Origin of the sequence: Sphaerisporangium sp. NPDC005288 (assembly GCF_040607475.1) — a bacterium.
GTDB lineage: Bacteria > Actinomycetota > Actinomycetes > Streptosporangiales > Streptosporangiaceae > Sphaerisporangium > Sphaerisporangium rhizosphaerae.
Window position 1 is genome coordinate 67,797 of the sequence record NZ_JBEXGT010000041.1, and the last position, 22,079, is coordinate 89,875.

Annotated in this window: 26 protein-coding genes and 1 tRNA gene; 14 read left to right on the top strand and 13 right to left on the bottom strand. The window is 69.4% G+C overall.

Annotated elements, in window-relative coordinates; genetic code table 11:
- Positions 1 to 26 precede the first annotated feature (26 nt).
- From ABZU32_RS31405 to pobA, 3 genes are read right to left on the bottom strand one after another with little or no spacing between them, the layout of a single operon-like run.
- On the bottom strand, positions 27 to 971 hold the full coding sequence (locus tag ABZU32_RS31405; protein ID WP_354927706.1) for a DUF72 domain-containing protein: 945 nt from the start codon (positions 969 to 971) through the stop codon (positions 27 to 29).
- A 4-nt stretch (positions 972 to 975) separates the two neighbouring features.
- Positions 976 to 1,824, bottom strand: coding sequence for an MBL fold metallo-hydrolase (locus ABZU32_RS31410; protein WP_354852185.1), 849 nt, complete (start codon positions 1,822 to 1,824; stop codon positions 976 to 978).
- A 29-nt stretch (positions 1,825 to 1,853) separates the two neighbouring features.
- The gene (gene pobA, locus ABZU32_RS31415; protein WP_354927708.1) at positions 1,854 to 3,059 is read right to left on the bottom strand and encodes a 4-hydroxybenzoate 3-monooxygenase; all 1,206 of its coding nucleotides are present in this window, start codon (positions 3,057 to 3,059) and stop codon (positions 1,854 to 1,856) included.
- A gap of 105 nt (positions 3,060 to 3,164) precedes the next feature.
- Between pobA and ABZU32_RS31420 the strand changes: the two genes are divergently transcribed.
- Entirely contained in the window at positions 3,165 to 3,959 is a 795-nt protein-coding gene (locus ABZU32_RS31420) for an IclR family transcriptional regulator (RefSeq protein ID WP_354927710.1), read from the top strand.
- Between the two features lie 42 nt (positions 3,960 to 4,001).
- On the opposite strand, the gene ABZU32_RS31425 is transcribed toward ABZU32_RS31420, so the two are convergent.
- Positions 4,002 to 4,979, bottom strand: coding sequence for an acetylxylan esterase (locus tag ABZU32_RS31425; protein ID WP_354927712.1), 978 nt, complete (start codon positions 4,977 to 4,979; stop codon positions 4,002 to 4,004).
- A 228-nt stretch (positions 4,980 to 5,207) separates the two neighbouring features.
- On the opposite strand from ABZU32_RS31425, the gene ABZU32_RS31430 reads away from it, so the two are divergent.
- From ABZU32_RS31430 to ABZU32_RS31445, 4 genes are all read left to right on the top strand, one after another.
- Positions 5,208 to 5,600 (top strand): DUF3224 domain-containing protein, encoded by a 393-nt coding sequence (locus ABZU32_RS31430; protein WP_354852192.1) that lies wholly within the window; start codon positions 5,208 to 5,210, stop codon positions 5,598 to 5,600.
- A gap of 276 nt (positions 5,601 to 5,876) precedes the next feature.
- Positions 5,877 to 5,996 carry a DLW-39 family protein gene (locus ABZU32_RS31435; protein ID WP_211264163.1) on the top strand — a complete coding sequence of 40 codons (120 nt, stop codon included), beginning with the start codon at positions 5,877 to 5,879 and terminating at the stop codon, positions 5,994 to 5,996.
- 57 nt (positions 5,997 to 6,053) lie between these two features.
- Positions 6,054 to 6,779 carry an HAD-IA family hydrolase gene (locus ABZU32_RS31440; RefSeq protein WP_354852195.1) on the top strand — a complete coding sequence of 242 codons (726 nt, stop codon included), beginning with the start codon at positions 6,054 to 6,056 and terminating at the stop codon, positions 6,777 to 6,779.
- Positions 6,780 to 6,794: 15 nt separating this feature from the next.
- Positions 6,795 to 6,870 (top strand) — tRNA-Ala (locus tag ABZU32_RS31445).
- Positions 6,871 to 7,315: 445 nt separating this feature from the next.
- On the opposite strand, the gene ABZU32_RS31450 is transcribed toward ABZU32_RS31445, so the two are convergent.
- Positions 7,316 to 7,954, bottom strand: coding sequence for an FCD domain-containing protein (locus tag ABZU32_RS31450; RefSeq protein ID WP_354927714.1), 639 nt, complete (start codon positions 7,952 to 7,954; stop codon positions 7,316 to 7,318).
- Between the two features lie 84 nt (positions 7,955 to 8,038).
- On the opposite strand from ABZU32_RS31450, the gene ABZU32_RS31455 reads away from it, so the two are divergent.
- The gene (locus ABZU32_RS31455; protein WP_354927717.1) at positions 8,039 to 9,292 is read left to right on the top strand and encodes an MFS transporter; all 1,254 of its coding nucleotides are present in this window, start codon (positions 8,039 to 8,041) and stop codon (positions 9,290 to 9,292) included.
- A gap of 438 nt (positions 9,293 to 9,730) precedes the next feature.
- Here ABZU32_RS31455 and ABZU32_RS31460 read toward each other — a convergent pair whose 3' ends face one another.
- The 3 genes from ABZU32_RS31460 to ABZU32_RS31470 all read right to left on the bottom strand — a co-directional run bounded on the left by ABZU32_RS31460 (position 9,731) and on the right by ABZU32_RS31470 (position 10,920).
- On the bottom strand, positions 9,731 to 10,141 hold the full coding sequence (locus ABZU32_RS31460) for a type II toxin-antitoxin system VapC family toxin (RefSeq protein ID WP_354927720.1): 411 nt from the start codon (positions 10,139 to 10,141) through the stop codon (positions 9,731 to 9,733).
- On the bottom strand, positions 10,138 to 10,458 hold the full coding sequence (locus tag ABZU32_RS31465) for a prevent-host-death protein (RefSeq protein WP_354927723.1): 321 nt from the start codon (positions 10,456 to 10,458) through the stop codon (positions 10,138 to 10,140). The genes ABZU32_RS31460 and ABZU32_RS31465 overlap by 4 nt, the downstream gene beginning before the upstream one ends.
- Before the next feature lie 150 nt (positions 10,459 to 10,608).
- A complete protein-coding gene (locus tag ABZU32_RS31470; protein ID WP_354927726.1) occupies positions 10,609 to 10,920 on the bottom strand; it encodes a hypothetical protein in 312 nt (103 codons plus the stop codon).
- Between ABZU32_RS31470 and ABZU32_RS31475 the strand changes: the two genes are divergently transcribed.
- Entirely contained in the window at positions 10,921 to 11,541 is a 621-nt protein-coding gene (locus ABZU32_RS31475) for a hypothetical protein (RefSeq protein ID WP_354927729.1), read from the top strand.
- Between the two features lie 136 nt (positions 11,542 to 11,677).
- On the opposite strand, the gene ABZU32_RS31480 is transcribed toward ABZU32_RS31475, so the two are convergent.
- Positions 11,678 to 12,211: an RICIN domain-containing protein gene (locus ABZU32_RS31480; RefSeq protein ID WP_354927732.1), complete on the bottom strand. Its 534-nt coding sequence runs from the start codon at positions 12,209 to 12,211 to the stop codon at positions 11,678 to 11,680.
- A 209-nt stretch (positions 12,212 to 12,420) separates the two neighbouring features.
- Between ABZU32_RS31480 and sigJ the strand changes: the two genes are divergently transcribed.
- Positions 12,421 to 13,365, top strand: a complete 945-nt coding sequence (gene sigJ / locus ABZU32_RS31485) for an RNA polymerase sigma factor SigJ (RefSeq protein ID WP_354927735.1) — start codon at positions 12,421 to 12,423, stop codon at positions 13,363 to 13,365.
- A gap of 93 nt (positions 13,366 to 13,458) precedes the next feature.
- Complete coding sequence (locus ABZU32_RS31490; protein WP_354927738.1) at positions 13,459 to 14,673, top strand: FAD-dependent oxidoreductase; 1,215 nt, start codon at positions 13,459 to 13,461, stop codon at positions 14,671 to 14,673.
- Between the two features lie 235 nt (positions 14,674 to 14,908).
- On the opposite strand, the gene ABZU32_RS31495 is transcribed toward ABZU32_RS31490, so the two are convergent.
- A complete protein-coding gene (locus tag ABZU32_RS31495; protein ID WP_354852226.1) occupies positions 14,909 to 15,502 on the bottom strand; it encodes a PadR family transcriptional regulator in 594 nt (197 codons plus the stop codon).
- Between the two features lie 96 nt (positions 15,503 to 15,598).
- Between ABZU32_RS31495 and ABZU32_RS31500 the strand changes: the two genes are divergently transcribed.
- From ABZU32_RS31500 to ABZU32_RS31510, 3 genes are all read left to right on the top strand, one after another.
- Positions 15,599 to 16,495 (top strand): alpha/beta hydrolase, encoded by an 897-nt coding sequence (locus ABZU32_RS31500; protein ID WP_354927741.1) that lies wholly within the window; start codon positions 15,599 to 15,601, stop codon positions 16,493 to 16,495.
- Between the two features lie 168 nt (positions 16,496 to 16,663).
- Entirely contained in the window at positions 16,664 to 17,080 is a 417-nt protein-coding gene (locus tag ABZU32_RS31505) for a nuclear transport factor 2 family protein (protein ID WP_354927744.1), read from the top strand.
- Positions 17,077 to 17,580, top strand: a complete 504-nt coding sequence (locus ABZU32_RS31510) for a DUF3626 domain-containing protein (protein ID WP_354927747.1) — start codon at positions 17,077 to 17,079, stop codon at positions 17,578 to 17,580. The genes ABZU32_RS31505 and ABZU32_RS31510 overlap by 4 nt, the downstream gene beginning before the upstream one ends.
- Positions 17,581 to 17,625: 45 nt before the next feature.
- On the opposite strand, the gene ABZU32_RS31515 is transcribed toward ABZU32_RS31510, so the two are convergent.
- The gene (locus tag ABZU32_RS31515; RefSeq protein WP_354927750.1) at positions 17,626 to 18,336 is read right to left on the bottom strand and encodes a TetR/AcrR family transcriptional regulator; all 711 of its coding nucleotides are present in this window, start codon (positions 18,334 to 18,336) and stop codon (positions 17,626 to 17,628) included.
- A gap of 53 nt (positions 18,337 to 18,389) precedes the next feature.
- Between ABZU32_RS31515 and ABZU32_RS31520 the strand changes: the two genes are divergently transcribed.
- Complete coding sequence (locus ABZU32_RS31520; RefSeq protein ID WP_354927752.1) at positions 18,390 to 18,836, top strand: VOC family protein; 447 nt, start codon at positions 18,390 to 18,392, stop codon at positions 18,834 to 18,836.
- Positions 18,833 to 19,861, top strand: a complete 1,029-nt coding sequence (locus ABZU32_RS31525) for an aldo/keto reductase (protein WP_354927755.1) — start codon at positions 18,833 to 18,835, stop codon at positions 19,859 to 19,861. Before ABZU32_RS31520 ends, ABZU32_RS31525 begins: the two co-directional genes overlap by 4 nt.
- Positions 19,862 to 20,045: 184 nt before the next feature.
- On the opposite strand, the gene ABZU32_RS31530 is transcribed toward ABZU32_RS31525, so the two are convergent.
- Together ABZU32_RS31530 and ABZU32_RS31535 are read right to left on the bottom strand one after the other, a co-directional pair.
- On the bottom strand, positions 20,046 to 21,518 hold the full coding sequence (locus ABZU32_RS31530) for an Ig-like domain-containing protein (RefSeq protein WP_354927758.1): 1,473 nt from the start codon (positions 21,516 to 21,518) through the stop codon (positions 20,046 to 20,048).
- A 353-nt stretch (positions 21,519 to 21,871) separates the two neighbouring features.
- Positions 21,872 to 22,079, bottom strand: a 208-nt coding sequence (locus ABZU32_RS31535) for a hypothetical protein (protein ID WP_354927761.1), incomplete at its 5' end; no start/stop codon positions are given.

The following is a 22,079-nucleotide window of genomic DNA, read 5'->3' on the forward strand; positions in this document are numbered from 1 at the left end:
CCGCCGGAGCCGGTCCTGGGAAAGGTTCACTCGGACGGCGCGGGCGCGGGACGCACCGGGACGTCCGCCGCGTCCCGCAGCAGAGCGGCCAGTTGCCCGGCGTTGGTCTGGGCGTAGTCGCGGTAGCAGTTGTTCATCAGGACGTGCGTGGTGTCGGCCTCGCCCGCCAGTTCGCGCAGCCGCGGCGACCACTCCCGCAGTTCCTCCGGCGAGTACAGGTAGCCGAACTTCTCGTGGATGTCATGGCTGGTCCACTTCGCGCTGTGGCCGTGGAACCGCACCACCGCGAGGCCGGAGGTCGCCGCGACCACCGGCGGCACCGAGCACGGGTGCCCCTGCGGCATGTCCACGCACACGTACGGGATGGCGTACGAACGCAGGAAGTCCAGCGTCTCGGCGCGGTTCTCGGCGGACATCCACGTCCGGTTGCGGAACTCCACCGAGATGGGCAGCGGCTCGCAGCGGCGCTTGCATTCCAGGATGTACCGCTTGTTGCGCTCGCCGATGGGGAACCAGCGGGGGAACTGGAACAGCACCGCCCCGAGTCTGCCCGCCTCCTGGAGCGGCAGCAGCGCGGACACGAACGCCTCCCACACCTGGTCCACGACGCCCGGCGGAAGGTCGGCCGCGTACAGGTTCTTCTTCCCCGCGCCGTCCCCGTCGGCCGCCGGTCCCGCGTCGCCGCCCGGCCGCAGCCGCCGCGGCAGCGCCGCCGGACGGGTGGGATGGCCGGTGAGCAGCGAGAACGCCTTGACGTCGAAGACGAACCCCGGCCGGGTCCGCTCGGCCCACAACCGCGCCGTCTCCTGCGAGGGCGGCGCGTAGTAGGTCGAGTCGACCTCGACGAGCGGGAAGTGGCCCGCGTAGAACCGCAGCCGCTCCTCGGCCGTCGTGACCCCCGGCGGGTACCACCCCGACGCCAGCAGCGTCTTGTCCGTCCACGACGCCGTGCCGACGAGGACCTCGCCCATCGCGTCAGTGGCTCTCGCGCCCGGCCCGCCCGGCTCGTCCGGTCCTGCGGCCGAGGACGTGGTAGGTCTCGCCGCGGGCGACATAGTGCACCCGGTCCGCGAGCCCGAGGCGGTTGACGTGCCGGCGGAAGTCGTCCAGCCCCGAGCTGAAGGCCTCGTAGTCGTCGTAGTGGACGGGCACGGTGTGGTCGGCGCCGATCAGCTCGACCCACTGGGCGCCCTGCATGCCGTCCATGGTGACCAGCAGAGTGCCGAGCAGCTTGGTGCCGCCCAGGTGCACGATGGCGACGTCGATGTCGGGGAAACGCCGGGGGATCGCGTTCAGGCGATCGTCCAGCAGCGTGTCCCCGCTGATGTGCAGGCGCAGGTCGACCTTGCCGTCCTCCCCGCCGAACTCCAGCATGCCGCCCATGACCGGCGGCAGCAGACGCTCGGCCGGTCCGGGCGCGTGACGCGCCGGCAGCGCGGTGATCTTCAGGCGGCGGCCGTCCCGCAGCATCACCCGGTCCTGCCAGGTCGAAAGGCCGATCGCGTTGCCGAACCCCTGACGCCTGAGCCGCTCTGCGGCGTGCGGGGTGGTGAAGATCGGCAGACGCCGGTCCAGGCCCTGCCGGGCGACCCGGTCCCAGTGGTCGCCGTGCATGTGGGACAGCACGACGGCGTCGATGGCCGGCAGCCGCCCGATCTCCATCGCCGGATCGGTGCGGCGGCGCGTGCTGATGCCCCAGCCGAGGTACGCGCGCTGCCCCCGGTGCAGGAAGTTCGGATCGGTCAGCAGTGTGAAGCCCTGGCAGCGGATCAGCGTCGTGGCGTTGCCGATGAAGTACACGCTCGCTTCGGTCGGATCAGACATTTCGACCCCCCGTTCCCTGATATTTCAGGTTATGCAAAGTGGTCGGGAGGGAGCCCTCCGGGGGTCGGGGACTGCTCGAAGGGCAGCCCCACGTAGTTCTCCGCCAGCGTCGCCGCCGCCGCCTCCGACGAGGTCACGTAGTCCAGGTAGGACAGCTGGAGCCGCCGGCCGTAGGGGTCCTCGGAGTCGAAGGTGTGCAGCAGCGTCGTCATCCACCAGGAGAAGTGCTGGGCCCGCCACACCCTGCTCAGGCACGTCCGCGAGTAGCCGTCCAGCGCGTCGCGCGAGCCGGTCGCGTACCACAGGGCCAGCGCCTCGGTCAGCACGCGCACGTCCGCCACCGCCAGGTTGAGGCCCTTGGCGCCGGTCGGCGGGACGATGTGCGCGGCGTCCCCGGCCAGGAACAGCCGCCCGTACTGCATGGGCTCGGCCACGAAGCTCCGCATGGGCGTCACGCTCTTCTCCAGGATCTCCCCGGTGGCCAGGACGAAGCCGGGGACCGTCTCCAGGCGGGCCTTCAGCTCCGCCCACACGCGCTCGTCGGGCCAGGCCGCGACGTCCTCGTCCGAGGCCACCTGCAGGTAGAAGCGGCTGACCTCCGGGGAGCGCATGCTGTGCAGGGCGAAGCCCCGGTCCGTGCGCGCGTAGATCAGCTCCTCCGCCGACGGCCGTACCCGGGCCAGGATGCCGAGCCAGGCGAAGGGGTACTCCCGCTCGTACTCCGTCAGCGCGCCCGCCGGGACCGACGGGCGCGAAACCCCGTGGAAGCCGTCGCACCCGGCGACGAAGTCGCAGTCGAGCCGCTCACCGCCGAAGGTGAGATACGGCCGGTCGGTGTCGAGATCATGCGGGATCACGTCGTCGACCTCGAACCGGACGTCCCCGCCGTCGGCGAGCCGGGCCGCGATCAGGTCCTTGACGACCTCCTGCTGACCGTAGACGGTGATCGACCGCCCCGGGACGAGCTTCTCGAACGCGACGCGGTGCCCCGCGCCGCCGTACCTCAGCTCGATGCCCTGGTGCGGCAGGCCCTCGCGGCGGAGCCGGTCGCCCACGCCGGCGGCCACGAGGGTGTCGACCGTGCCCTGCTCCAGGACGCCGGCCCGCACCCGGCGTTCCACGTGGTCGCGGCTGTGACGCTCCAGCACCACCGAGGAGATGCCCCTGAGGTGGAGGAGATGGGAAAGCAGGAGGCCCGCGGGGCCCGCTCCGATGATGGCGACCTGAGTGCGCATACGACGAAGCATCCTGCGCCGTGGGGCGGGGACACGAGCGGGCGCTTCCACTCAGCGGAAAGGTGGCACAATATCCACAGCCTGTGGACGACCAGGGGAGGGTGGATGGCCGGAGGATCCCGCGAACCCGGCCGATCGGTGACCTCCCGCGTGCTGGCCGTCCTCGGCGCCTTCGACGCCGACCACAGCGCGCTCACCCTCACCGACATCGCGCGGCGCAGCGGCGTGGCCCTGACCACCGTCCACCGGCTCGCCCGCGAGCTGGAGGCCGCCCGGATGCTCGGCCGCGACGACCGCGGGCGCTACCACATCGGGCACCGGCTCTGGGAGCTCGGCCAGCTCGCGCCGCGCCGCCTGCTGGAGGTGGCCCACCCCTGGATCCAGGACCTGTACGCCGAGACCGGCGAGAACGTCCATCTGGCGGTGCGTGACGGAATGGAGGTGCTCTACGTCCACAAGGTGTACGGGCGCCGCGCCGTGCCGATCGTCTCCCGCACGGGCGGGCGCCTGCCCATGCACCCCACCGGCGTCGGCAAGGTGCTCCTCGCCTACGAGTCCGAGTGGTTCGTCACGTCCTATCTCGCCCGCACGCTCGAAAGGCCCACCCCGCACACCGTCACCGAGCCGGGACGGCTCGCGCGCGAGCTGGCCTCCGTGCGCGCCCAGGGGTACGCCTTCACCTACGAGGAGATGACGCCCGGCTCCTGCTCGGTCGCGGCCCCGATCCACCGGGACCGCGGTGGTGGTGAGGGTGGTGGCGGCGACGGTGTGCCCATCGCCGCCCTCGGCGTCGTCGTCTCCTCCCGCAGGGCCCGGGAGCTGCCCCGGCTCGTCGAGCCGCTGCTGGCCACGGCGCGCGAGATCGCCCGCGCGTACGCGGCGTCTCCGCCGGCGAGCTGAGCCGGGCGGCGACCCGGCCCGCCTCGCGGAGAGCGTCCTGCGTCAGCCGATGGAGAAGAGCTCCCGCAGGTAGCGCAGCTGCTCGTCGCGCTGCCGGCTGCCCCCGCCCTCGTGGCCGTTCCACGGGTACACCGAGATGTCCTTGCGCCCCGCCCAGTGGTTGTAGGCGCCGAAGACCGTGGACGGCGGGCAGATGAGGTCCATCAGCGCCACCGAGTACAGGGCCGGCACCCGGCCGCGGGCGGCGAAGTTAAGCCCGTCGAAGTACGACAGCGTGCGGAACACCCGCTCCTCGCTGTCGCGCAGGGACGACATGAACTGCACGAGCTCCTGGTAGGGGAAGCTGTCGGTGATCTCCACCGCCCTGCGGAAGTGCGTCAGGAACGGCACGTCGATCAGCGCGGCCTTGACCTTCGGCTGCAACGCCGCGGTGGCCTGCGCGATGCCGCCGCCCTGGCTGATGCCGGCCACCGCGATGCGCTCGGGGTCCACGGCGGGGTGGGAGGCGGCCACGTCCACCGCGCGCACGGCGTCGGTGAAGACGCGGCGGTAGTAGTACTGCTCGGGGTCGAGCACACCCCTGGTCATCATGCCGGGCGCCTGGGGGTGGTCGCCGCCGTGCGGGTCGCCGGTCGAACCGGAGTGGTAGATGTTGGCGCCGCCCTGGCCGCGCGTGTCCACCACCAGCACCGCGAAACCGGCGGCCGGCCACACCGTGTGGTCGACGGGCAGCCCCCGCCCGCCGGAGTAGCCGATGTACTGGACGACGCACGGCACCCGGCCGGCGCCCTCCGGCACCAGCATCCACGCCTTGATCGGGTCGCCGCCCCAACCGGCGAAGGTGGTGTCCTGCACCCGCACCCCGGTGAGCGGGGCGTCGAAGTCGGCGAAGTCGGGCGCGAGGTCGTGGCCGGCGGCCTCGTCGAGGGTCTTCTTCCAGAACGCGTCGAAGTCCGCGGGCTCGTCGCGCTCCGGACGGTACTCGCGCAGTTCCGACAACGGCAGGTCGAACAGGGCCATATACCTCTCCCAGGGTGAATGAGGTCACCGACCGCTCGATGGCGCCCCGGTGACGTGCGCGCGCCGCGGTTCGCATGCTATCGGCGGGGTGATGTGCCGGTCGATGTCCGGAGATATGCATATTCGGGCGATTCGATGGGCGGACGGAAACCTGCCAGGAGCTGACAGCCATGCGCGGCAGAGTTACCCCATCACCACCGCATCACCTTCACGAGCAGGGAGGCCGCTGTGCCACGAGCGAACGGCGCGTTCGACATCGAGGGCTGGGAGCCCGAGACCTACGACGAGCGCGAGGGCGCGACGCTGTCGCGCGTCCACATCACCAAGACCTTCCGCGGCGACCTGGAGGGCGGCAGCACCACCGACATCCTCACCGCCATGACCCAGGTCGAGGGCTCGGCCGCCTACGTGGGCCTCGAACGCTTCACCGGCACCCTCCACGGCCGCAAGGGCACCTTCGTCCTGCACCACAGCGCCACAGGATCCGCCGGCGAACAGTCGCTGAGCTGGACCGTCGTCCCCGACTCCGGCACCGGCGAACTCCTCGGCATCCGCGGCGGAGGCCAGATCGCCAACGACGACGGCGCCCACACCTACACCCTCGACTACGACCTGGCCTGACCCGGTCGAAAACGGGCCTGGACACCGGGCGCGCACCGGAGCATCCTGACCTTGTACGGAGTAGCCCCTGATCAAGCCGTTGGTCGGCTCTTACCTGAAGGGCCGATACTCGTAACGGATGCCGCGAAGCGGGTTCCGTATCAGAAGATTGTGGACAACCGCTTCTCCGCCGAACAAGGGAGGAAGCCGATCCCTTGCTAGGCTGCAAGCATCTGTTAGGAACCCGGCGTCGTCCCATCCCTGGCTGATGGGACCGTTGAGAAGTGGGGTCACACCGTGAAGAAGCTGCTCGTTCTCGCGCTCGTCGCCCTTGGGGGGCTGCTGGTCTGGCGCAAGGTTCAGGCCGATCGCGCCGAGCTCGACCTGTGGACTGAGGCCACCGGCAGCGAGAACTGACCACCCGGGCAGCCGAGCGGGTGCGTGATGGCTCTGGATCAAGGCGGAGGTGACGGCATGACCGACGCCTCACCCATCAAGCTCGCCTGCCTCGATCTGGCCGGCACCACGATCGGTGACATCGCCATGGTGGAGCGGGCGTTCGCTGAGGCGATCGCGACGCAGGGCATAGTCCCCGGGACCGGGGCATATGCGCGCGCCATGGTGCACGTGCATCGGTCCCGGGGATGCCCCAAGATCGAGGTCTTCCGCGGCATCTTCCCCACCAACGAGGCCCAGGCCCAGGCGGCCAACCTCACCTTCGAGCGCTCCTACGAGGACGCCATCGACCGCGCCGGCCTGTTCCCCGTCCCCGGCACCGTCGAGGCCCTGGAGAAGCTCCGCGCCGCCGACGTGAAGATCTGCGTCATCACCGGTTTCAGCCGCCGCACCCTCGGCCGCGTCCTCGGAGTCGTCGGCTGGATGGACAAGATCGACCTCGCCCTCTGTCCCGAGGACGCCGGCCGCGGCCGCCCCTGGCCCGACATGGTCCTCACGGCCCTGCTGCGCCTGCGCGTCGACGACGTCCGTCAGGTCGCCGTCGTGGGCGACTCCGAGAGCGACATGCTCTGCGGCAGCCGAGCGGGCGCCTCCGTCGTGGCCGGGGTCCTGTCCGGCGTCCACAGCCGCGAACGCCTCCTCCGCGGCGGCGCCACCACGGTCATCGACTCCATCGCCGACTTCCCCGCCCTCGTCCTCGACGGCGACCCCGCCAACGCACCAGTAGCCACCTCCTCCCGGTAAGCTGTCCACCGACAAGGGGCCTTAGCTCAGTTGGCAGAGCGCCTGCTTTGCAAGCAGGATGTCAGGAGTTCGAATCTCCTAGGCTCCACCAGCCAAAACGCCCGTCCCCGCACCAGGGAAAGCGGCGTTCGTGCCACTAACGTGCCATTAGCGGGCAGGCCGAGCTGGGGTCTGAGCACGGCGTAGTCGACGAATGCCGAGTGGTCCGTCCTCGCCACCGTGATCCACTTCTTCCAGCCCTTCAGGCCGGGCCAGGAGTCCGGCCACGAGCGGTCCTTTCCGCTGGGCGTGTGCAGCGCCTGTGTCCCGATCAGCATGAAGGGCCGCTTCAGCGACTTGACCAGCGGGTTGAAGCTGCCGTCCAGGTTGACGCCGGCCCACACCCGAAACGCCGCCTCACGTGATCGCACGTCTCCTGTGGGCGTCGGCCGCTTGAGCAGGGCGGAGAGCCGTCTACGTCGTGACTGGCGCTCGTTCGCAAGCAGGAAGTCAGGGGTTCGAGACGCCTCGCTCGAGCGGGGAGGCGGTTGCGTGGTTCAGCGCATGAAGGGTTTGAAGATGGAAACCACCTTCGTGGCAGCACGGTCGGCGTCCCCGTCCGCGATCGCCTCGACCAGCTCGTGGTGGTAGCGGTGTGCCGCGTCGTCGTCCTCGCCCTTCTCGTCGCGCATGTGGGCAGCGAAGATGTCGAGCATGCTGGAGTACAGCTTGACGTAGAGAGGGTTGTGCGTCGCCGCCACGATCGCGTGGTGCAGGGCGAGGTCCGCGCTCGCTCGCAGGTCGAGATCATCGGTCGACCAGCTCGCTTCTCGACGGTCACGCAGCTCGCGCAGCAGTTCGACGTCGGCATCTGAGCGGTTCAACGCGGCCAGTGACGCTGCAGCGCTGTCAAGGGCAAGGCGTAGTTCCAGGTAGTGGCGACGGGTGCCACCGGCGAGCTGACGTTCAAGAGTGCCTGTCAGCTCAGAGTTGGAGATGACGAAGGTGCCGCGGCCCTGCTCACGGCGCAGTAGACCTGCGTGCACCAGCGACTGCAGCGCCTCGCGCACCGTGTTCCGGCCGATCCCGAACTCCGACACCAGTGCGGCCTCGGTAGGTATCCGCCCACCGACCGGCCAGCGTCCAGAGACCACCTCCTCGCGGAAGCGCTCGGCAGCCTGGTCGATGAGTCCCACTCGACGCATGGGCTGTCGCGTGCCAGAATCTTCGGAACTCATCCCATAATCCCATCATCTGCTGACCTTGCACCGGAGTATAACGTGACATCGCTCTCCTCATCGCTCGTTCCCTTGCACCGTGGGCGCCTGATCTTGTGGGCCTGGCTCGCCATCGCATTGACAGCGGTCAACCTGCGAACGGCCGTGACCGGGTTCACCCCGCTCCTGGAGATCATCGGATCCGATCTCGGCTTCGGGGTGACGCTGTCCGGCCTGCTCGGCACTGTGCCGGCGGCGTCCTTCGGCATCTTCGGGTTTCTCGCCCCGGCGGTGACGAGGAAGTTCGGACTCGAGCGCACGGCCACTGTGGCGCTGGGCCTGACGGCTCTGTCGCTCCTGATGCGCGCCTTGTCTCCAACGCCCTCGTTGCTGGTGCTTTCGACCGTGCTGGCTCTGGCCGGAATCGGAGCCGCGAACGTCGTCATCGTCCCGTTGGTGAAGGTCTGGTTCGCCGATCGACTGGCCCTGGGGACCTCGCTTTACCTGATCCTCCTGCAGACGGGTCAGTTCATCGCCCCGCTCCTCGCGGTCCCGGTAGCGGAAGCGGCGACGTGGCGGCTCTCGGTGGGTATCTGGGCGGGACCGGCTGCTGTGGCCGGTGTGGTCTGGCTCGTCCTGGCAGTCAGGCTGCCCGCCGATCACCACGCGCCCGCGGCCGTGACGGCGACCGATGCGGGCCCGAGGATCAGCCGGTCATCGACCGTCTGGGGCCTGGTGATCCTCTTCGCGATGCTGTCGCTGTCCAACTACGGGATCATCACCTGGGTCCCGGCAGTGCTCACCGACGCAGGAGGCGACGCGGCACTGGGTGGCTCCATGGTCGCGCTCTACTCGGCATGGGGCATGCTCGCGGCCTTGGTGGTTCCGCACCTGGCCACGCGCATGATGAATCCGTTCATCGTGGTCGTCGGGTGCGCGATCTTCCTGGTAGCGGGATATCTGGGCCTGCTCCTGTCCCCGCTCGACGGCACGCTGATGTGGATGTGCGCGCTGGGAATCGGGGTGAGCACCTTCCCGCTCTGCATGACCCTCATCAACCGTCGCACCAAGAGCCCGCAGACGGCTTCTGCCGTGTCGGGCTTCGTTCAAGGCATCGGCTACGGGCTGGCGTGCTTCGGCCCGATCGGGTTGGGCGTTCTGCGCGAAGCGACCGGATCATGGTCGATCCCGCTCCTGGTGCTCGCCGTGACCGCCATCCCAGGGGTGATCGCCGGCTGGTTCGCTTGCCGTCCTCGCTTCGTGGAGGGTTCTGCGCCACAGCCGACGAAGCGCGACGCTGACCAGCAGCGCCCCTGACCGCCAGGCCAGCCCACGACGCGTGCCCGTCGCCGCCCCTATGCCGGCGACGGGCAGGGCGTGTTCTGTGCGGCCCGGACCGGCCGGACTCACTCGTCGCCAACCGTCCATGACGGTCCTGAGCCGGAGTACTCTGCTGCTGATCTGACACGTGATGGCGTTGCCAGGGCGGGGGCGGCGATGAACGCCGAAGACCGGGTCGAACGAGCCAAGACGCTCTATGAACGGGCGGTTTTCAGCGGCGACGCCAGCGTGCTGACCAGTGCCGAACGGGGCTTGGACGCCGTGGAGGCCGACGTCTCGCTGGCCCGTGGGCGGATCCTGCATGCGCGGTTTCTCAACGAGCGCGCCAGCGCCGGCTCGTCACCCGTCGAGGACCCGGCTGAGCTGCCGTTGTTCGAACTCCGGACTGGGCGTCCTTCATGGTTCATATGTTGCTCAGTATGGCCGTGTGACCGGGACAACCGTGAGCAGGTGGTCAAGGCCTTTGAAATCCTTCGGGTTGCAGGTGTACAAGGGGAGCCGGTTCGCGAGCGCCACGCATGCGATCATCAGGTCCGCTGTCCGGGGACGGGGTTTGCGGCCGGTGGCTATGACGGCAGTCCACAGTTGGCCGTACTCGCGGGCGGCGGCGTCGTCGAAGGGCAGGGGGTCGAACTCGGCCTCGGTGGTCTGCAGGATCTTCATTCGCTGGGCGAGTTCCTGCGCTCCGGTGGCCACCAGCACACCGACCGACAGTTCTGCGGTGGTGATGGCGCTGATCATCATCTCGTCCGGTAGTTCGTCGGGGTCGATTCCGGCGCGCAGGATGAGGATGTTGGTGTCGAGCAACCCCTGAGTGGGGGTCATTCCCCGTCCTCTGCGAACTCGCCTCTGCTGTAGGCGCGATCGTAAGGGTCGTAGAGGTCATCATTGACATGGCAGTCCATGTCCTCGCGGTACTTTCGGTCGTCCAGGCGAGGCATGCCGCGGGACACGGCGGCGAACTCGGCCCGCGAGACGGCCCGGCGTCGCCGGCGAATGGGGACCAGATCGCCGATGTGGTGGCCGTTACGTGTGACGGCGTACCGCTCTCCGCGTTCCAGTCCATCCATGATCTCCGCTGACCGGCTCCGTAGATCACGTTGGGAGATCTGGTGGCTGTGGTCGGGCTCAGGAGCGCTCACTCGTCAACTCTATCGCCGCGTGCCATCTGGTGCTACGCGGTGGCACAGGTGTCGGTGGTTGCCAACGTTGTTTGATTCTCGACGGGTTACGTCGTGAGGGTTGGGTGGAACGTCTGGAGTGTCTCGTTCGTCGCCTGAAGTGTGACGAGCTCACCAGAACTCGACGCGCGGCTGCGTGTCGCGGCCACCCGAAAGCACCGCGCTGACCACCTGCGGCGGCTGCGGAAAGCCACCGAAGAGCAGATCCGGGAAGCGCAGCACACCCTGGCAGGCCTGGAGCTGAAGTTGTCCCAGGAGGAGAACGACGTCACCCGCTTGGAAAGCGGGGTGTCCGCCGTCCTGGCTCGCCTGCTGGGCGTCCGCGAGGAGCATCTGGCTCGCGAGCGCGCCGAGGTGGCCGTCGCCAGGCAGCGCGTCGATGGCCATCGGGCCCGACTGGCTCAGCTTGAGACGGATGCGCATGTGGCCGAGGCGGAGCTGGCCGGGCTCGCGACGGCTCGACATGAATACGCCGAGTTGCTGGCCGAGAAGGAACGACAGCTCATCGGCAGTGGTGATGCCCGCGCCAGAGAGTTGGCCGACCTCGGCGCCGCCCTGGACCGCGTGACGGCGCAAGAGCGTGAGCACGAGCAGGCCCACTACGCCGGGCAGACCGCTCATGACGCCATCGGTGAGGTGCTGCACCATCTGAACTCGGCCAGGCGCGCGTCCACCTGGGATGTTCTCGGCGGCGGTCTGATCGCCGATGCCTTCGAGCACAACCGGCTGCGCACCGCCGACCAGGTGGCCTGGCGAGCCCAGCGGGCGCTGGACGTCTTCTCCCGTGAACTGGCGGACGTCGGCATCTCCGCACACGCTCGCATGCCCAAGGTGGACACGCGGTGGTTCGCTGACGTCTTCTTCGACAACATCATCACCGATGTGATCAAGCACAATCGGATTGAGAACACCCGCGCTGAGGTCATGAAGACGGCCGGATGGGTCCGGAACATGAACGCGCGTGTGCAGGCCCGCCACAGCGCCCTGTCCGCTGAGCGTGCGCGGCTGCTGGCCAGGCGAGAGAAGCTACTGCGCGATAGATGACCGGGCCGGCCGGATGTCGCGGCCCGGTGCTGGAAACAGGCGTCCTACCCGATTCATCGGCCCGCCCACTGCGTGCCCGTTTGCTTGGTGAGCCGGTCACGGGCGGTACGGGCAAAGGTTCCGGGGAGACCGGGGGTCAGAGCAAGGTGTCCTTGATCGCGATTTGGCCGTTGTTGATGACGAACTTCTGGTTGGTGTTGGCGCTACCGCACTGCCACAGGTACACCTGGGTGCCGTTGCCGCGGTTGTTGGTGGCGTCCAGGCATAGAGGGTTGCCGGAGGACAGGGTGGATTTCAGGATGATCGCGCCTCTCTGGACGACCCAGAGCTGGTTGGGGTTACCCAGGCACTGCCACTGGTAGACCCGGGTGCCGTTGGTGCGGCCGTTGGAGGAGTCAAGACACATCACCTGGCCCGTGCCGATGGTGTCCTCCACCTTGATGAGGCCGTTGTCGATGACGAACCTCTGGTTGGTGTTGTTGCCGTCGCACTGCCACTGGTACATCAGGGTGCCGTTGCCCCGGTTGTTGCTGACGTCGACGCACATGGGAGGCCAGGCCTGGGCGGTGTGACCGGCGGGCCGGCGAGTGGAGGCGGTGGCGGGCAGAGTGGTCACCCCTCCCACGCTGGTGGAGATGACGACGACGGCGAGCAGACGGCGAGCGAGCATGATTGGCCCCCATGAGAGTCGGTCAGGACTCGAGCACCATGTCATAACAGAAAGTCCTTGATCAATCACTGTCCGTGCGAGTATTTCGCGTGTCGAGGGCCGGACAGGACCGGAGCCGGGTGTCCGGTCGTTCGCCGGGTCCTGTCGGCTCATGTGATCGGCGCGATCCGGGCGGCGGACGGCGGGTGTCGCGGGGTTAGGCTCGGGCCATGCCCTTGACCGTGGAGGATGTCGACCGGTTCGAGGCCGCCAGGCCGCGGCTGGAGGCCATCGCATACCGTCTTCTCGGTTCCGCCGGGGAGGCCGAGGACGCCGTACAGGAGACGTTCCTGCGCTGGCAGGCCGCCGATGTCCACCGCGTCGAGGTTCCCGAGGCCTGGCTGACGAAGGTGCTCACCAACTTGTGCCTCAACCAGCTCACCTCCGCGCGGGCGCGCCGCGAGACCTACGTGGGCCAGTGGCTTCCCGAGCCGCTGCTCGCCGGAGACCCGATGCTCGGCCCGGCCGACACCGCCGAGCAGCGCGAATCGGTCTCGTACGCGGTCCTCACCCTTATGGAGCGCCTGTCTCCCAATGAGCGGGCGGTGTACGTGCTGCGTGAGGCGTTCGACTACTCGCACCGCGAGATCGCCGCGATCCTCGACCTCACCGAGGCCGCCAGCCAGCAGATCTTCCATCGTGCCAAGAAGCACGTCGCGGACGGCAAGGTCCGCGGCGAGGTCGACGAGGCCGCCGCCCGGCGGATCGTCGAGGAGTTCCTGGCGGCCGCCTGCAGCGGCCGGACCGAGCCGCTCGTGCGCCTGCTCACCGCGGACGCCATCGCGATCGGCGACGGCGGCGGGAGGATCCCGGCTCGCGTCAAGGCGTTCGAGGGCGCCGTCGCGGTCGCGAAGTTCCTGCGGGGCCTGTTCAGCCCGGGCGAGGCCAAGCGGGCTATCGCCGGCGGCTCGCCGGGAGTTCATGCCTCGATCGTCAACGGCGACCCCGCGGTCGTGGCCGTCGTGGACGGCCGGGTCGTCGGCGTCATGTGCCTGGAGGTGACCGCGGACGGCATCGTCGCGGTCCGCAACCAGGTCAACCCCGACAAGCTCGAACGCGCCACCGAGCGGTGGGCAGCCGGGGACCACGGGGAGCCGCTGTTCACCGCCTTCTGAGTCCGATGTGACGTGCTTCACATCGCGTTCCTGTCAGGAAACGGCGAGCCATCCGGTTCAAGGGGCAAAACCGCGCAAGACAGGAGCATGGAGATGCAGCACCGCATCATCGTCCTCGGAGCCGGATACACCGGAGCGATCGCCGCCGGCCGCCTCGCCAAGCGGCTCCGCCGCGAGGATGTCACCATCACCCTCGTCAACGCCGAGCCCGACTTCGTCGAACGCGTCCGCATGCACCAACTGGCGACCGGCCAGGACCTCAAGCCCCGGCCGTTCAGTGAGATGCTCGCGGGCACCGGCGTCGAACTGAGGCTCGCGAAGGTCACCGGCGTCGACGTCGGCCGCAGGACCGTCGCCGTCGCCGACGGGAACGGCGCGAACGGCGCGAACGGCGCCGCGGAACTCCCCTACGACACGCTCGTGTACGCCCTCGGCAGCGGCTGGAACGCCCAGGGCGTCCCCGGGACCGCCGAGCACGCCTATGAGATCGCCAGCCGCCCCGGAGCACTGCGGCTGCGCGAGCGCCTGGCCCGCCTCGACGCCGGGCGGACCGTGGTCGTCGTCGGCGGCGGCCTCACCGGCGTGGAGGCCGCGACCGAGATCGCCGAGTCCCGCCCGGACCTCGACGTCGCCCTCGCCGCCCGAGGCGGCCTCGGTGACTGGCTCTCCCCGAAGGGCCGTGCGCACCTGCGGAAGGTCTTCGCCAAGCTCGGGATCACCGTGCATGAGCACGCCGTCGTCACCGGCGTCGAGGCAGACCGGATCGTCACCGCGGGCGGCACGGTCATCCCGGCCGCGGTCACCGTGTGGACCGCCGGCTTCGCGGTCCACCCGATCGCCGAGGCGACCGCCCTTGAGGTCGCGGGCACCGGCCAGATCGTGGTCGACGGGACGATGCGCTCGGTCTCGCACCCGGATGTGTACGCGATCGGAGACGCGGCCATGGCGATGGGGGCTGGGAACAAGCCGCTGCGGATGTCGTGCGCCTCGGGAACCCCGGCCGCGTGGCAGGCCGCCGACGCGATCGCGGCGCGCCTGACCGGCGGCAAGCTCTCGAACGCGCCGATCCGCTACTTCAACCAGTGCATCTCCCTGGGCCGCAAGGAGGGGCTGATCCAGTACGTCACCGCCGACGACCGCGCCGTGAGCGCGGTGCTGACCGGACGGCTCGCGGCCCTGTACAAGGAACTGGTCTGCAAGGGCGCGGCCTGGGGCGTCGCCAACCCGACCCTCGGACTGCCGACCCGGCGCCGCCCTGTCACGCGGGAGCAGGTCGCGGACAGCTCGACCGTCCAGGCGACGGCGTAGACCACGGAGCGAGGCGGGCGCCCTCGTTCGGAGGGAGCCCGCTCGTAAGGGGGCGGGGAGGCGGGGACGCTCCCGGTCCCCGTGCGCGCCGCCCGGAATCCCGCGCTCGCCACCGCGGGAGACGACCCGGCCGGCGCGCGATCACTGGGCCGGAGCCCCCGGTTCTGCGTGCAGGCGCTGCTCCTCGCTCTGGCTCATCGCGGCGCCCGATGGTTCGGTCGTTCGCCGTGGAGCCTCACTCGGGGGTCTCGGCGAATGCCAGCATCTCCTCGGGGGACCACGCCAGGGCGCCGCTGCGCAGGTCGTCGGACACTGAGCGGAGCCACTGCAGTTCGGCCGCGATGACGACGCGCATGTACTCGGCTTCGAGCATGGCGATGCGAGGGATGCCGTATCCGGTTTCGGCGCCGAGGTCGGTGTCCAGCGCGGCCAGCGTCTCGTCGAGCGTTCGCACGCGCCGATCGAGCGCGTCGCGTATCTCCTGGGGGGCGAGCATCAGCAGGTGGGACAGCGCCGCGGGGAACTCGGGGAACTCCGCTTTGGGGGTGGCCAGCATGTCGAGCAGCCATTCGCGGGCCACGGCGCGTCCCGCGTCGGTGATCCCGTAGACCGTCCTCTCGGGATACGCCTGGTCGCGCCCGGTCTCTCGCACCTCGATCAGGCCGGCCGCGGTGAGGCGGTCGATGGTCCGGTAGAGGCTCGTCCGCTGGCCGACGTTGACGACCTTGTCCTTGCCCCACTGCTTGATCAGCCGCTGGATGCCGTACGGGTGCAGCGGCTTGTACTGCAGCAGAGCCATGACGGTCAGAGCGAGCGGTGAGCGGGTCATGTCTCGATATTAGCGCCAGTGCCACTAGTTGACGAGATACTAGTTTCTCTGACACTATTCGAATGTCGATCAAACGGCGCACCAAAGGACATGGCGATGACCACTCATGAACTGCCTCGGACCGCTGACCTCACCACCGATTTCGTCATCTCGGACGACGGCACCCGCATCGCCTACCACTCGATCGGCCATGGCCCCGGCATCGTGCTGCTGCACGGCTCCATGGAGACGGCCGGCAGCCACCTGGCCATGGCCGAAGCGCTGGCCGACGCCTTCACCGTCCACCTGCCCGACCGGCGCGGCCGCGGCCAGAGCGGACCGTACGGGGACGACTACAGCGTGCGGAAGGAGGTCGAAGACCTTGACGCGGTACTGCGGAAGACGAGTGCCCACTGTGTCTTCGGTGTCAGCGCGAGCGGGGTGGCGGTGCTCGAGGCGGCGCGTACCCTGCCGGCGATCCACAAGGTCGCCGTCTACGAGCCGGCCCTGCTTCTGGAGGACGTCCCCCGGCTGACCGGGTGGATCGGCCGCTTCGACCAGGAGATGGCCGAGGGCAAGGTGGCGGCCGCGCTGGTGACGAGCATGCTCGGGCTCCGGCTCGGGCCGCCGATCATGAACGTCATGCCGCGAGGTCTGCTGACCTGGATGACCGGCCTGCTGATGAAGAGCGAGGACAAGCACGCCAAGCCGGGTGACGCGACCATGCGTACCCTCGCCCCGACTCTGCATTACGAGGGCGTGCTGCTGGCCGAGATGGCCGACACCTTGGACCGTTTCGCCGACGTACGCGCCGACGTGCTCCTCCTCGGCGGAAGCAAGGGGCTGCCCTTTCTCAAGCCCGCGCTGTCCGGGCTGGAGAAGACCGTGCCCAACGTCGAGCGGGTCGAGTTCCCCGGTCTCGACCACGACGCGTCCGGAGATGTCGGCAAGCGGAACCCGGCCGGGCGCCCGGATGTCGTGGCCGCCGAACTCAGGCGGTTCTTCACCGCCTGACCGGGGCATACGGTCGTCGTCGCCATGGCGGGACCCTCGACCGTGGTGCCGGACGCGCCGGTCGTGGTCCCACGCCGCACGGGAACCCCTCGGTACCGTCTGTCGTGAAGGTCGGCGACCTGTTGTGAAGGTCGGCGACATCCTTTCTGGGAATGAGGGACTGACGGGGTGAACGGCGCGATCGGTCCCGAAGACGATTTCCAGGCTCGGCTTCGGGAGCACTGGGAGGCCTCCGAACGTGGGGACGTCGCCGCTGAGCACGCGATCTACGCCGCGGACGCGATCCTGGACTACCCGCAGTCGGGTGAGCGCTTCACGGGGCGGTCAAGGATCCAGGCGCAACGCGGCGGGCACCCGGCCGAACGCCACTTCGCCGTCCGCCGGATCTTGGGGGGCGGCGACCTCTGGGTGAGCGAGTGCGTGATCACCTATGACGGTGTGCCCACATACTCGCTCAGCGTCATGGAGATCACCGATGGTCTCGTCACGCACGAGACCCAGTACTTCGCCGACCCCTTCCCCGCGCAGGCCGACCGCGCCGCGCTGGCCGAGCCGATTCCGGCCCGCGACCAACAAGCCGATTGAGCCCCTGCCGATCGAAGCCGCAGGTCTATTCGGGATGCGATGACGGATCGCGCTCGGGCAGACTGCGCACCGGCGGCCGGCAGATCATGTGCGAGCTTGCGGGTGATGGCGTCTACCTGTCGCAGTTCGTCACCGGGACCAGCAACGGGGGACGCACGGCTCACCCAGGCGGCGACCGGTGGCGCTGGGAGAGCAGGATCTTCGGCGGCGCGTACGACCATGCGCCTGCCGAGGAGCGCCCTGTCTACGGCGCTCGCCGGCTTCCGTGTCGGGTGGGGTGGCATTCCGGATTCCGTCTCACGGTCGAGCACCTGCGGCGCCACCCGGGCTACCGGGGGCAGGAGTATGTAGCGCTCGGCGCCGAGATCGCGGTCGACGGCCTGCTCGATCCCCGCATCATTGGAGCTGCTGCTGGCACCGGGCGCTACGACTCGCAGGGATTGAAGAAGGTCCGGCACTGCGTGGCGCGCTTCGGCTCCTCTCTGGCCGGGGAGAAGTGAGGCCCCTCTACCCCGGTGCTGGATGCAAGCCCCTGGCTCCATGTCTCACGGCGAATGGTCCGGCGGTTCGATGGGTGTAAGGGGCGGGATGTCCGGGTCGGTGGCGGTGCGGCCGTACAGGAGGGAGGTCCAGGCGTTGATGAGGACGTCGATGAGCACCTCCTCGTCGTCGAAGGGAGGGACTCCGGCCGCGGCGAGGTAGTAGAGCCGCTCCCCGAGCCAGGTGAGCGAGGCGGCGACGGTGCGGATGTCCTGGCCGGCGAGTCGCCGGCGGGCGTGCGGGTCGGATTCGACGCGTGCCGCGGCGGCGTCGGTGAACAGGTCCATCTGTTCGAGCCACAGGGTTCGCAGGTCCTCGTCGGAGGCCCAGTTCTCCACGATCGCCATGAGGACGCCCGCGTTGGCGCGCCACAGGCGGGCGCCGTCCGTCACCCCCGCCCGGAGGGCGGTCACCGGATCTTGCTGCCCGTCGATCCAGGGTTGTGCCGCCTGTTGCCCCTGCGTCACGGCTTGGCGCACCAGCTCGGCGAGCACGGCCTGTTTGCTCGGGAAGTAGAAGTAGAAGCTCGCCCGGGAGACCTCGGCGGCGGTCAGGATGTCGGCCACGCTGAGGGCGTCGAAGCGGTGTTGCCGCAGAAGCTCGCGCGTCGCGGACAGGATGCGCTCTCGCAGCTCGGCGGAAGCGGGCGCCGTGCCGGATCGGCGGGCGGAGGGCGCCGTGCGCTTGGAGGGCATGCCGCCAGTATACGACAGCATGTACGGACGGTAAGTCTGTACGTATTGTCCATACGATGTGTATGGTCAGGATCATGACGCGAATCGCGATCCACTTGGTGGTCGGCGACCCCGACCACGCCGCCCGTTGGTACGCCGAAGCCCTGGGCGCTCAGGAGACAGGCCGCATCACCCTTCCCGACGCCCGCACGCTGACCGTGGAGCTCCTGCTCGGCGGCACCGTGCTGGCGGTGGCCGGCGAGATGCCCGCGCTGGGCATGCGCTCACCGGCGAGCCTCGGCGGCACTTCCGCCGCCCTGCACGTGCCGGTCCCGGACGTCGACGCGGCCTGGGAACGGGCGATGAGGGCGGGGGGCACGGTCTTCGAGCCGGTGCACGACGCCTTCTGGGGCGACCGCACCGGTCAGCTGCTGGACCCGTTCGGGCATCGCTGGGCGTTGGACGAGCACGTGCGAGACGTGCCGCACGACGAGATCGTCTCGCGGGCCGCGGAGCTGTTCAGCGGATCGGCGACCGCATGAGGTACCGCACGTTGGGCGCGAGCGGGCTGCGCGTCTCCGAGCTGATCCTGGGCGCGATGACCTTCGGCGAGCAGGGCGGGGTCGGCGCGCCGCTGCCGGAGTGCCGGCTGATGCTCGACCTGTACGCCGAGGCCGGCGGCAACATGATCGACACCGCCGTCAACTACCGCGACGGGGCCAGCGAGGAGTTCCTCGGCGAGCTGCTGAAGGGCCGGCGGGAGTCGTTCGTGCTCGGCACGAAGTACACCGTGTCCCGGGCCCGCACCGATCCGAACGCCGCCGGGAACCATCGCAAGAACCTGCGGGCGTCGCTGGAGACCAGCCTGCGCCGGCTGCGTACCGATTATCTGGACCTGTACTGGGTGCACATGTGGGACCGGCACACGCCGATCGAGGAGACCATGCGCGCGCTGGACGATGCGGTCCAGGCGGGCAAGGTGCTGTACGTGGGGATCTCCGACGCCCCCGCCTGGGTCGTGTCCCGTGCCAACACGCTGGCGCAATGGCACGGCTGGAGCCCGTTCATCGGCCTGCAGGTGCCCTACAGCCTGCTGCAGCGCGACATCGAACGTGAGCTGCTGCCGATGGCCGAGTCGCTCAACCTGGGCGTCACCGCGTGGAGCCCGCTGGCCGGCGGGGTGCTGTCCGGCAAGTACACCCGCCCGGACGGCCCCGCGGCCGGCGTCAGGCTGGCCGCCGAGTCGCTCTCGGACCGGGACCACGCCGTCGCCCGGGTCGTCCAGGAGGTGGCCGACGACCTGGGCGCCACGCCCTCACAGGTGGCGATCGCCTGGACGATGAGCCGCTCCCGCGCCGTCCACCCGATCATCGGGGCGCGCCGCGCCGACCAGCTCCGCGACAATCTCGCCGCGATCGGCCTCGTCCTGCCGCCCGAGAGCGTCGCCCGCCTGGAAGCGGCGTCCGGGTTCACGCTCGGATTCCCGGGGGACTTCATCGCCCAGACCTCGCCGTGGGTCTTCGGCTCGGCGCTCATCGACCCGCATCCGGCCACGACCACGCGGTGACGACCACGCGGTGACGGCCACGCGGTGACGGCCACGCGGTGACGACCGCGTACCTGAACGACTCCACACCTGCCTCAACGGCCCACCCGCGGTCTGGTGCTCGACCGAGCACCAGACCGCGGGTGAGACCTGCGGCTCCGGCGCTAACCGGACCCATCCGGTGGTGAGGACGTATCCCGTGATGTCATCGGATCCGAGACGCTCCCCGGGATCCGGCCGTCCTCAGGGTGCTCGTGGTCATGGAGAGGCAGGGCGGTGACTGGAAGGTCACGCCGTCCAGGAAGTTGCCGGCCGTCGGGGTGCCGCCCGCGGCGGACACCGACTCGAAGGCGAATCGTGTGGTGGTCTGTCCCGGAGGCACCACGTACACACCGGTGTAGTAGCGCCAGGCGGTGTTGTCGTCGGAGATGTCCGGCGAGGAGGCCCCGGACGGGATCTGGGCCACGGTCGCGCCCGGCGCGCCGATGAGCACCCGCATCACGTCGGTGCCGAGACGGCCTCGGTGGTACACCCCCCAGGTCATCGGCGTTCCGGGGACGGTCGGCAGGTCCTGGTAGAGCGTGGAGACCTGGTTGGCGTTGAGTTCGGCGAACTGCTGCCCGTCGGCCGCCGGGAACCCGGCCGCGCTTCCCCGCCAGAACTCCAGCTTGTTGTCGGTGGCGGTGGTGTGCCAGCCGGCGGCCGGGTTGGTGGAGGCGTCGGGGATGGACCAGTCGACCGTGGCCACGGCCGGCGCCTCGAAGCTGCCGTTGACCAGGTTGACCGGTTTGTAGGCACAGGTGACGACGACGGTGACCGTGGCGGTGCTGGTCCCGCAGGGGGTGGCGATGGTGTAGGTGAAGGTGTCGGTGCCGCTGAGGCCTGCGGCGGGCGTGTAGACCACGTTGCCGCCGGAGATGGTCGCGGTGCCGTTGGCCGGCTTGGTGACGCTGGTGATCGTCGGTGAGGTGGCGGTGTCGTTGGCCAGGACGGGGACGCTGACGGCCGTGTCCTGCTTGGTGGTGATGGTGTCGTCGGTGGCCTTGGTGGGCGATATGGACTGCCCGCCGACGATCTGAATCGGGGGCGCCGGGGTGTTGTTGCCGAGCTCGCCCGGAGCGGCGATGACGCTGCTGATCCCGGTCGGCCGGATCGTCATGCTGCGCCCGATGGTCCCCTGCTTCACCTGGAAGGTGATGACCTTCGGGGGCGGGTCGGTCTTGGTGCCCGGCGAGGTGATGGTCAGGGTGGTGCCGTTGATGGCGCCGGTCCCCGACTGGCCGACGACATCGGCGTTCGCCAGCAGCGACGACAGGTCCCACATGGTGGTGTAGGTCCTCACCAGCAGCGGCCACTGGCTCGTGCGGTGCGTCAGAGAGAGGGTGAAGGTGCTGCCCGGTGCGATCTGCCCGCCCCACAGGGACGGCGAGGTGTCGACCGAGACCGACCCGGCGCCCAGCCTCATGCCGAGCGCGTTCTTCCAGTAGTAGCCGACGGGGTAGGTCGCCTGGCCCTGCCGGACACACGGCGTGGTGGCGACGCGCGGGACCGGCTGCCGTACGCCGGCGGCGGCATGCGCGGCGGTACCGGCCGCCGCCTGCGTCCCCGAGGCGGCCAGCAGCGCCAGCAGCACGCCGGCCAGTGCGGTGCGCGCAGACCTGGGATGTTGTGACTTCAACGCCGAACTCCACTCCGTCGTGAGGTACTCCTAGATCGACTTCACGGCGGACGTTACTCTATGTGATCAAGAAGTCGCGCGAGGTGTCAGAGGCGTGCGATCTCCGTGTCGCACTCGGGCCACGCCGTCGATCCGCACCTGTGTCCGGCGCCGGCCTGCCCGGTGTCGAGGTCCGTCGCCCCTCTCGCGTACCCGCACGACCAGGACGACAGGCGGGACGGGTGGTTCGGCTATCCGATGCCGGCATGACGAGAGCGGGCGCTCCCTGGGGAGCGCCCGCTCACTTGTCTTCCGCCTCCGGTCACCCTGACCGGGTATCCGCAGGGTCCTTCCGGGCGGCGGTATCGGGTCGTTTAGAAGAAGTTGCGGTACTGGCCCCAGTCGTAGTGGCCGCGGTAGCCCTCGCCGACGCGGATGCGGAAGTCGTCGAAGCTTCCCTTGCGGAATTTGCCGGTGAAGTGGGAGGCGCCGTAGCGGTTGCCGCGGTAGATGCGCGAGTGCCAGCCGTTGTCGTCGTGCCACTGGAAGTCGATGTAGGAGTAGTCGCGGTCGCGGTCGCGG